The sequence below is a fragment of the Mesorhizobium sp. M7A.F.Ca.US.010.02.1.1 genome (assembly GCF_004023085.1).
Taxonomy (GTDB): domain Bacteria; phylum Pseudomonadota; class Alphaproteobacteria; order Rhizobiales; family Rhizobiaceae; genus Mesorhizobium.
Genome location: NZ_RZRV01000125.1, coordinates 1 through 527, shown reverse-complemented (window position 1 = coordinate 527; position 527 = coordinate 1). Strand labels below are relative to the sequence as shown.

1 protein-coding gene is annotated in these 527 nt (G+C 57.7%); it reads left to right on the top strand.

Features of this window, described 5'->3' with window-relative positions; all coding sequences use genetic code 11:
- A partial coding sequence (locus tag EOA19_RS35045; protein WP_245486472.1) for a LysR substrate-binding domain-containing protein occupies nucleotides 1–527 on the top strand: 527 nt, incomplete at both ends.

Here is a 527-nt window from a genome sequence, read left to right as displayed (position 1 = left end):
TCGGTTTTGCCGGGTTGGGTGGAGACGCTGTGTCAGGCTCTTCCCAAATCGTCGATCCATGTCGAGTCGGATTATTCAAACCAGATGGTCAGCGACCTAAGCATGGGAAATCTCGACATCGCAGTGCTTTACGCTCCGCGATACCTACCCGAAATCTCCTATGAGCATTTGATGGTTGAGGAATATGTGATGGTTTCCACGGTGGCCAGAACCCTCTCCGAGGTCGATCCCGAAACCTACATTCGTCCGGGCTATACGGTCCTGCTGGAGAAGGCCCATGCCGAATTGCTCGGCGAGTTGGCGATCTGTCGCCTTTCCATGGGATCGGAAACCTTGGCGGAGATGATGCTACGGCGCACGGGCGGCACCTGCTATATGAGAAGTGACGATGCGCGCAGGTTCGCCCTCGAACGCCCATCGTTCATCGTCGAAGGCGCTCCGACGCTGCATCAGCCGGTACACACGGCCATCCTGGCGCGCCGCAAACACGAACCGATCATCCGCAAGGGAATCCGCGCCCTTCACGT